General features: G+C 42.7%; 9 protein-coding genes and 2 pseudogenes. 6 read left to right on the forward strand and 5 right to left on the reverse strand.

Going from position 1 to position 8,897, the window contains the following annotated elements:
- Positions 1-7 precede the first annotated feature (7 nt).
- Complete coding sequence (locus MICAI_RS10975) at positions 8-526, reverse strand: cofactor assembly of complex C subunit B (RefSeq protein WP_002734244.1); 519 nt, start codon at positions 524-526, stop codon at positions 8-10.
- A gap of 135 nt (positions 527-661) precedes the next feature.
- Between MICAI_RS10975 and MICAI_RS10980 the strand changes: the two genes are divergently transcribed.
- A complete protein-coding gene (locus MICAI_RS10980) occupies positions 662-1,567 on the forward strand; it encodes a metal ABC transporter permease (RefSeq protein ID WP_008201632.1) in 906 nt (301 codons plus the stop codon).
- 132 nt (positions 1,568-1,699) lie between these two features.
- On the opposite strand, the pseudogene MICAI_RS23760 reads toward MICAI_RS10980, so the two are convergent.
- Positions 1,700-1,948: pseudogene (locus MICAI_RS23760) on the reverse strand (helix-turn-helix domain-containing protein); the annotation flags it as partial.
- A gap of 235 nt (positions 1,949-2,183) precedes the next feature.
- Positions 2,184-2,426 (reverse strand): annotated as a pseudogene (locus tag MICAI_RS10990) (hypothetical protein); the annotation flags it as partial.
- Positions 2,427-2,863: 437 nt separating this feature from the next.
- Here MICAI_RS10990 and MICAI_RS10995 point away from each other — a divergent pair.
- Together MICAI_RS10995 and MICAI_RS11000 are read left to right on the forward strand one after the other, a co-directional pair.
- Positions 2,864-3,502: a MotA/TolQ/ExbB proton channel family protein gene (locus MICAI_RS10995; protein WP_081504672.1), complete on the forward strand. Its 639-nt coding sequence runs from the start codon at positions 2,864-2,866 to the stop codon at positions 3,500-3,502.
- A gap of 18 nt (positions 3,503-3,520) precedes the next feature.
- Positions 3,521-4,090, forward strand: a complete 570-nt coding sequence (locus MICAI_RS11000; protein ID WP_008201640.1) for an ExbD/TolR family protein — start codon at positions 3,521-3,523, stop codon at positions 4,088-4,090.
- On the opposite strand, the gene MICAI_RS11005 is transcribed toward MICAI_RS11000, so the two are convergent.
- Positions 4,091-4,441, reverse strand: coding sequence for a hypothetical protein (locus MICAI_RS11005; protein WP_008201641.1), 351 nt, complete (start codon positions 4,439-4,441; stop codon positions 4,091-4,093).
- Positions 4,442-4,958: 517 nt separating this feature from the next.
- On the opposite strand from MICAI_RS11005, the gene MICAI_RS11010 reads away from it, so the two are divergent.
- On the forward strand, positions 4,959-6,152 hold the full coding sequence (locus MICAI_RS11010; RefSeq protein WP_008201642.1) for an NAD(P)/FAD-dependent oxidoreductase: 1,194 nt from the start codon (positions 4,959-4,961) through the stop codon (positions 6,150-6,152).
- Here the strand turns inward: MICAI_RS11010 and MICAI_RS11015 are convergent.
- Positions 6,132-6,551 (reverse strand): GAF domain-containing protein, encoded by a 420-nt coding sequence (locus tag MICAI_RS11015; RefSeq protein WP_008201645.1) that lies wholly within the window; start codon positions 6,549-6,551, stop codon positions 6,132-6,134. The genes MICAI_RS11010 and MICAI_RS11015 overlap by 21 nt on opposite strands.
- 84 nt (positions 6,552-6,635) lie before the next feature.
- Here MICAI_RS11015 and MICAI_RS11020 point away from each other — a divergent pair, with 84 nt between their 5' ends.
- Complete coding sequence (locus MICAI_RS11020; RefSeq protein ID WP_008201647.1) at positions 6,636-7,976, forward strand: AAA family ATPase; 1,341 nt, start codon at positions 6,636-6,638, stop codon at positions 7,974-7,976.
- Positions 7,973-8,665 carry a Rho termination factor N-terminal domain-containing protein gene (locus MICAI_RS11025; protein WP_008201649.1) on the forward strand — a complete coding sequence of 231 codons (693 nt, stop codon included), beginning with the start codon at positions 7,973-7,975 and terminating at the stop codon, positions 8,663-8,665. Before MICAI_RS11020 ends, MICAI_RS11025 begins: the two co-directional genes overlap by 4 nt.
- The last annotated feature ends 232 nt before the right edge of the window (positions 8,666-8,897 follow it).

Below are 8,897 nucleotides of genomic sequence, written 5' to 3' on the forward strand. Positions count from 1 at the left end.
AAAAAGCTTATTGTCTTTCTAGAAAGGTTAAACTATCTTGTAGTTGTCTTAACTCGTCCCGATGGGCTTTGACAGTTAATTCCGTTTGCTGAGATTTGCTTTCCACTTTAAAAGCCACTTCTTCTAACCGGCCGACTTTTTGCCAATAGAAAACACCCGCGAGGGGAGATAAACCCACAAGAGCAAAAATATAGGGATTAGTATCGGGAAATAACACCGATAAGACCAGTGAGAAGCAAAATAAACCCAAGGCCGCCAAAATTGTCAAAAATATCGCTAGAAAGGGGCTAGGAGGCACAAAACCCTGTAATCTGACAATATTCTGTTCGGGTTCGATCGCCTTGACTTGATAGGAACGTCGGTCAAAATAATCTCGCAGTTGTTCTAATAGTTGGTCGTCACTGGTACTGGTAAGATAGACACGCTGTTCGATACGCTCTTTGACGGAACCGCGAATAAAAAAGAATAATCCCACCATGAGCAGGAGAGTCAGAAAAAAAGTTGAGGAAAGAACGGGGGTATCCATGGCGGCGGTTAGGAGCGAAAAAACTTACAATTAATCCTAATTATCCTAACTCATCTTCTCCCCCGATTTAGAAGATAGACCCTAGGAGCAAAACCTCGATCGAGAATCAGAAAAATTTAACCCCAAGGCAGATTCATGGGCAACAATCTATTAACAGGATTAATCGAACCCTTACAGTATAGTTTCATGCAGAGATCCCTAATTGAAGCTATCATCGTCGGGATCATCTGTGCGGTGGTGGGAACCTACCTGATGGTACAACGTTTGGCCCTCTTGGGCGATGCCATCAGTCACTCGGTCTTACCCGGATTAGCGATCGCTTTTATTGGTAATTTTAATCTTTTACTGGGTGCTTTACTAGCATCAATGGTCAGTACCCTACTGATTAACCTGATCCGTAATCGTTCCCCAATCAAAGAAGATGCGGCCATGGGTATTGTTTTCTCGGCTTTTTTTGCCCTTGGTATCACCCTGATCACTCTTATCCAAAAAAACAACAAAATTGACCTTAATCACTTTCTCTTCGGCAATATTCTCGGTGTTACTGCTGCCGACATCCGCGATACCCTAATTATTGCCGTTATCGTTTTATTAACCGTTTTGCTCCTGTATAAAGAACTATTATTCTACACTTTCGACAAAATCGGGGCGCAAGCGGCGGGTTTACCAGTAAATTTATTAGATTTAGGCTTAATGCTCCTGATCGGTTTGACAATCGTTGCTAGTCTCCAAGCGGTGGGAGTAATCCTCGTTTTGTCCCTTTTGATTACCCCCGCGGCCACTGCCTATCTTTTAGTTACCCGTCTTCATCAAGTCATGGGTTTAGGTGTGGGTGTGGGTATTATTTCTAGTATCAGTGGGATGTATTTAAGTTATTACTGGAATTTACCCTCTGGACCGGCGATCGTGCTTGTCGCTTTTAGCCTATTTATGTTGGCCTTTTTATTCAGTCCCCGTCAAGGAATTTTCACCCATCCCGCTAGTCTAGGTGGTCAACTTTCTATCTGGGTAGAGATGAAAAATTTGTTGAGACGGCGTTAGTCCTGTAGGAGCGAAGCATTCGGGCAATAAACTCTCGCTGAAACCGTAGATTTTCTATCGGAATGCTTCGCCCCTAATTTTTCAGCAAACCGTTAAATAACCGAGCCTATTTCCTAGCCTAGGTACTTTTCATTGAGCTTCGAATTCCTGTCTAACGAGACGGTAAACTGTTGTATAGCTGATGGGAATTTCTCGCACGAACGAGAGCCAAAAATAAATCTCTTTATAGCGGGCCAAACCCCCAGTTTCTTTTAATTTGTTTTGTAAAAGAGCGACTTCTTCTGGCGAAATCTTTTTCGGTCTTCCAGAGGGGGTTCCTTCGGATAATAAGCGCTCGATTCCACCTTCTCGATAGAAACTTAACCAGCGATGAATTGTTCGGCTCTTCTAGGTTCTGTGTGATCAGTTTAACTTACAATATGATCGATCAATCTTTGTGTCCTTTGTGTCTTTGGCTCTTCTAGGTTCTGTGTGATCAGTTTAACTTACAATATGATCGATCAATCTTTGTGTCCTTTGTGTCTTTGTGGTTCGTTCCACTCACTCGCCAGCAGGACTGTATCCTAGAATACATTTTACCCACCAAACCTGGGAGAGCCGTGTCTTTGTGGTTCGTTCCACTCACTCGCCAGCAGGACTGTATCCTAGAATACATTTTACCCACCAAACCTGGGAGAGCCATTGTTCTTTCCCCTCGTCCCATTAACAATGCTAGATGGCGAACTGTCTCTACCTCGCCCATCTTCAAAAAATATAATGACTGTACTTTAGCGTAGGCTAAACTACTTTTTTGTTGTTTCATTAATTCTTTTAAATCTTCCACTGACTCAACAATGTTGATTTTAGTTACCCCAGACATAGCCAATTGATCCGCTTAATTATCTCCCCCCCCAAGTATGCCACAGTTTTTGAAAAATGGCATAATTTGATTTAAAACATCAAATACTGGCGGCTGAGTGGCGGCATTGCCACCGCCTGGGAATCCCATCCCTAACCATAGGCGCAAAATCCCAGCCACTGAATCCAGGTCTAGATAGCTCTGGTTTGGACTTCTCCGGCCAGAATTAGATTCAAATAGAGTCGGGACAGTCCCTAAAGCCTTTTTTTGACCTCTTCTGGCCTCTTGAAAAGCCCCATCTCATCCTGTATTCTAAGTCAGCGTAAGAACTATAAATGTCAAATGTCAATTGATCGACTTAAATCTTAAACTAAATAATCAAGCCCGAATCGCTCGGTATTGGAGGAAACAAAAAACCCGTGAATATAACTGATTTAATCCAAAAAGGCGGAGTGGCCATGTGGCCGCTGCTTTTTCTGTCTATTTTAGCTCTTAGCACTATTATCGAACGAATTTGGTTTTGGAGTCGCACCCTCCTCAGTGAGGGGCAGATTTTAAATCGCATTATGGAATCCGCCATGCGTAACTGGGATCTAGCCACGAAAGTCGCCAGAGATTCCCGTAATCATCCCATTGGTAGCTATCTCTACGCTCCCCTGCGCTTAGAAAATCCAGATCCAGAGGTTTTTCACTTTGCCCTCGAATCGGCTGCCGATGAACAATTATCCCTAATGAAACGGGGTGATAAAATCCTTGAGGCAGTCATCGCCCTTTCTCCCCTGTTAGGATTATTGGGGACGGTACTCGGTTTAATTACCTCTTTGGCCAATATTCAATTAAGTGACCTGGGAACTTCCTCAACGGCGGGAGTAACTTTAGGTATTAGTGAAGCTTTAATTTCCACCGCTACTGGCTTAATTGTCGCTATTTTTAGCCTCGCTTTCTATCGTGTTTTTCAGGGACTCTGGTTCAATCAAGCCCGAATTTTTCGCAAGGCCGGCAGTGATTTAGAAATTATCTACCGTCAACGTTGGCTAGATGGAGAAGACCAACAATACTCCCTCAGTGCTAACCTAGAAAAACCCCTCGATCGCTAAATTCCTCCCTAATCACCCATGGCCGAAACTAAATCTCTTAACCACAAAAAGCCCAAAAGTAGCCACATTACGGCTCGTCCCCTGAAATTATGGCATGAGCAACACCGCATTCAAGAGGATGTGCAGGTTAATATCATTCCCCTGATTGATGTAATTTTCTGTATTCTCACTTTCTTTATTCTCGGTGCAGTGGGATTATCTCGCCAACAGGCCATCAGCCTCGATTTACCGAAAGCTAGTACCGCCACCACCCCGATGCGGGAAATGTTGGTGGTTAGTCTCGATGATTTCGGACAACTCTACGTCGAAAAACAGATGGTGACTCGCGCCCAGTTGTTCGAGGCGATTAAGAATTATCATCAATATAGTCCCAATGGACTGATGGTACTCAATGCCTCCCGTAATGCCAGTTATAACGAAGTGGTGGGGGTTTTAGACCTCCTGCGACAGGTAGGCGGCGATCGCGTGGCTTTAGCGACTCTAGCGGGGGAAGCTAACAATCCCACCCTGGAAAATAGTAATCCTTTGCCCAATTTACCTACCAATCCCACCTTACCCAGTTTACCCAATCCTCTGGGCAGAAATTAACTAGGAATGGATGCGATAGGTGAGTAATTGCTCTTCGAGGGCGGCAATACGATTGTAAGCCGCCGTCAATTGTGCCGTCAATCGGCGAATTTGGATTTCATCGGCAAAAGAATTATCACCATTGACAGCCGGGGCCTGTTTGCCACCGTGATCCCGGAGAATATCTTTATGATCGTAGAGACTATTATCGGATAACTCGGAAAAACCGACCATTTCTAGGGATTCTCGCGGAGAACGACTCGATTTATCCCCGGCTAGGATAGCAATTTGCCGGCTGAGGCTTTCGACAATATCCTGTAGGTGATCGACTTTCCGATCAAGACTGATAATCTGTTGTTGTAGTCCATTCATGCAATTATCTAGGAATTAAGGAGGATTCCCCTCTATGCTAGGCTCTAGAAGAGATGGACTATAACAATTTATGATTGATTTAACGATCCCTTTACTGCCCTTAACTAATCTTAATATATTGCCCCGGTCAACCAGCTGCCCCCGATAGCACTTCTATTAGAAATTAAGGTAAGCTGTTGAGCAGTAAGCCTCGATTTTAAGGAACTAAATTATGTTTAAAAATTGGTCTTTCGATGATTGGATGAATCATATCCTTTTTCTGGCTACAATTGTGGCTTTGCTGGCGATTTGGCTGGGTAGATAATTAAAAACTATTTTTCTTTCCTGGCTTTACCGAAAATTTGGGGTTAAGGTTCCCCGTCCATTTTACGGCAGGCAGTGTCACAATAAGAAACAAAACCCTCAGCGATCGATAAGTACCTAAGCAAAATTAATTACACATCTCGATAAAGCTTTTGCCTCTTGCCTATTGCCTCTTGCCTATCTTCACTAGGAAATTTATTTTGCACGACTACTTATGACTGACTCAAGCCCAAAAATTTGTATTCTCGGTGGTGGTTTTGGTGGACTCTATACTGCTTTGCGTTTGAGTCAATTGCCTTGGCAAGATCAACACCCCCCCCAAATTACCTTAATTGATAAAAGCGATCGCTTTTTATTTTCTCCCCTTCTCTACGAATTAGTCACCTCAGAACTGCAATCCTGGGAAATTGCCCCCCCTTTCAGCGAATTGCTCGCTAATACCCCCGTTGACTTCCAACAGGGAACCGTCACGGCGATCGATGTTAATAATCATAAAATAACCCTTGACAATCAAAAAGATATATGCTATGACCGCCTCGTCATCGCCCTCGGTGGTCAATCTTCCCTTGACTTCCTACCCGGGGCCAGAACCCACGCTATCCCTTTTCGTAGTCTCGAGGATGCCTATCGTCTTCGGGATCGACTTAAAACCCTAGAACAATCCGATCGCGATAAAATTCGGGTCGCCATTATCGGGGGCGGTTATAGCGGCGTAGAATTAGCCTGTAAGCTGGCCGATCGCCTCGGAGAAAGGGGAAGAATTCGTCTGATCGAAAGAAATAGCGATATACTTGGACCTTCAACCCAATTTAACCGCGACACCGCCAAAAAAGCCCTAGAAAAACGTCTGGTTTGGTTAGACCTCGAAACCACCGTCGCCGATATCCAAGCGGATCGCCTCTCCCTTGACTACAAAGGACAGATCGACAATATCCCCGTTGATCTAATTCTCTGGACCGTTAGTCCGATCGCCTCTCCACTGATCGCTAATTTGCCCATAGCACATAATGAGCGCAAATTACTAAAAGTTAATCAATATTTACAAACTGTCGAAAACCCCAGCATCTACGCGATCGGCGATGCGGCCGATGGTCGCGACCAAGAGGATAAACCATACGCTGCCACGGCCCAAGTGGCCCTTCAACAGTCCGACTACTGCGCTTGGAATATTTGGGCGAGTTTCCACGATAAACCGGCTTTACCCTTCCGTTATCAACCTTTAGGCGAAATGTTGACCCTCGGAGTCGATGAAGCTACCATTAGCGGTTTAGGACTAGAATTAGCCGGTCCCCTTGCCCATCTTACCCGTCGCTTAGTCTATCTCTACCGTCTGCCCACCCTTAACCATCAAATCGCCGTAGCATTCAACTGGATTACCCAACCGCTTCTATCCCTCATTTCTGAGTAGCGAGTTCAGATATTCCTCCACTAACAAACTATCTCGATCGGTCAATTCCTGACCATCGAGACGATTTAAAAGCATTACTGCACCAAATAACTGATTATTAACCCTAATTGGCACAGCTAAAGCCGTTTTTATCCCCAAAGCCACCGCTATATCCTGACGAATGCGATTATCTCCTCGGGTTTGTCCCACCACCACCGGACAACTATCCCGGTAAACCACCGTACACAATCCCGACGTGGCAATATCACCCCTTTTGCCCACAATTGCCTGGCTGTTTTTACCCGCACCCGCGCGATAATCAATACTATCACCGTCAAATAGGGCTATAATCACCGTTTCTGTTGGAATTAAACCTAAAATTTCTTCAGCAATGCGATCGAGATTAGTTAATTTTTCCATAATGGGTTAGGGGTTGAGGAAATAGAGTGTTATACTCAAAAAAACAGCGATTCATTAACTTTAGTCTATAGTTTGTGAACTCAAATGAAAGATAACACCCCCAGAGTAACAAGTCTCAAATCTTATCTTCAGCATTTGCCTCAAGATGCGTCTCACGCGATCGTTAGCACCAACTTTGCACCTTACCTGATATCATATTTAGGGTTTTCAACCACGGAGATAATTCCACAGTACGACACGGGAGGCGGTGGGATTACCGACTTTGCCACTCGGAGAAACCTAGAAAACGATATTTTTTTGCAGACAAAGAGTAATCCTTTTCTGCTGATAGAGTTAAAAGATAGATATACTAACTTAACTGAAAATAGTCCAGGTTATAAGGCAACTGTCAATCAGTTAAAGCGTCAGTTATTAGGGACTAAGTGTAAAGCAGCCCAATGGGGAATTATTACTAACGGTTCACACATCCAGTTATTTAGAAAACATGGTAAAATCATTTTTCCTGCCACTACTTGCATAGCAATAACTCCTGAGAACATTGATGAGACTGTAGCTCGGATCAAGACAAAAATTGACAATACTCCCAAAGCACTAACGGTTACTGTTTACAATAATAAAGGCGGTGTAGGCAAAACCACCACAACCATAAATCTTGCGGCTATTCTTGCTTTTTTAGGTAAAAAAGTTCTAGTTTTAGACTTTGATTTTAATCAACGAGATTTAACTAGCTCTCTCCTAAATATAAACCCAGAAGATGGCCTACTAGAAAAGGCTTTAACTGACCGCAATATTGATCTAAAATCAGTGATTCGTCCCTATATCTACATTTTTCAGACTAAAAAATTAAAAATTACTTTCGATGTTGTTCCTGCTGATCCTAAAATGGCAGAGTATCCGGAATTTCAGTATAATTCTCAAATGAAAATATTCACTCTCCATAGAAAATTAGACTTAGCTAGATATGAATATGATTACATCTTTATAGATGCCGCTCCCAATTGGCGATTTCCTAGCCAGCTGGCTGTTTATGCTGCCGATGTTGTCCTCTTACCCACAAAACATAACAATTCATTCTCCCTTAATAATGCAGCCACTGCCATCAAGGAGTTTCTGCCGCAAATGCAAAATTTTAAAAAAGATGGGACTCCCATAGCCTTACCAATTTTTTTCAACGGTGAGAAGATTACTCAACCACAGTTACAGCTTGCCCAAAAAGAAATTGATCAAATACTAGAAAATGACAAAAACCTTGTACCCTATTTTTATCCCAGATATACTAATGCCAAAAAAGATTTACATATTCATCACCTGCCAGAATACGCTATTATAGCCAGTGCTGCCTTCGCTCGCGTGCCTGCCGTTTATAAAAATCGTTCCGCTCATGAATACTACAAAGACTTAGCAAAGGAGTATTTTTTACAATGATGGAATATACCGATATTGGTACTTTGAAGTATCTATACCTAGATGAAATAGAAATTACTAATGGGACCGATGCTGATAGTTTTTTAATTGAAGCTACTGCTAAACTATTACAGCAGACAAGTGGACGCAACTGGCTGCCTGTAATCGTCAAAGAATTATCAGAGGATCGCTATGAAGTTATCGGCAACTCATTTGTTTATGCTGTGGCTGAAAGGGCTGGACTAGAAAGAATTTGGTGTATTATTGCCGATGGAACAGAAGATGCTAGGAATATATCCAGAGTTTTGGCAAGAGAAGAAACCCCAAAACTAAATCTGTCAACAGCTTCAAGAGAAGAAATTAAATCTGCTTTACAGTTCTTAATTGAACAACCGAATAGCCCCCTAAAAACAGTTAAATTAGCCACTGCTACTGCTAGGATTGATGAAGCTCCCCGTCAATTCTGGAAGAGTTTAGATTCAATTGTTGCCCTCAAGTGTGGAATTACAAAAGGGAAGGGATTAGATTTACTCAAAACTGTCTTTTATCTCACTCCTGAATCTCAACAAGATGCAGTGATTGAGGAATTTTCAGAAGAAACTCTCAAACTCAAGACTGTTTCCGAATTAAAGACTCTAGCCAAAGAAAAAGGAATCGTTGGTTTAAGCAAGATGAAGAAAGCAGAGCTAGTCAGAATATTAGCGCAATAGAAAAAGGAGTATGAATTATGAATTATGAATTATGAATTATCAATTGCTAGAAGATATTGAAAGTGAATTAAAATGGCAGCAAAGCCTTTCTAACGAAGATATGGAATTGGGAGCTTTTTCAACGTGAACCACTATCGAGTCATCCCGGGCTTGAGCATTGATTATGCTTGTGGAGTCCATCTGTTATCATCTTGGGTAGTTCTCTAAGGATTTAGTCCCTTTGACATCCTCG

Origin of the sequence: Microcystis sp. T1-4 (genome assembly GCF_000297435.1) — a bacterium.
Classification (GTDB): Bacteria; Cyanobacteriota; Cyanobacteriia; order Cyanobacteriales; family Microcystaceae; genus Microcystis.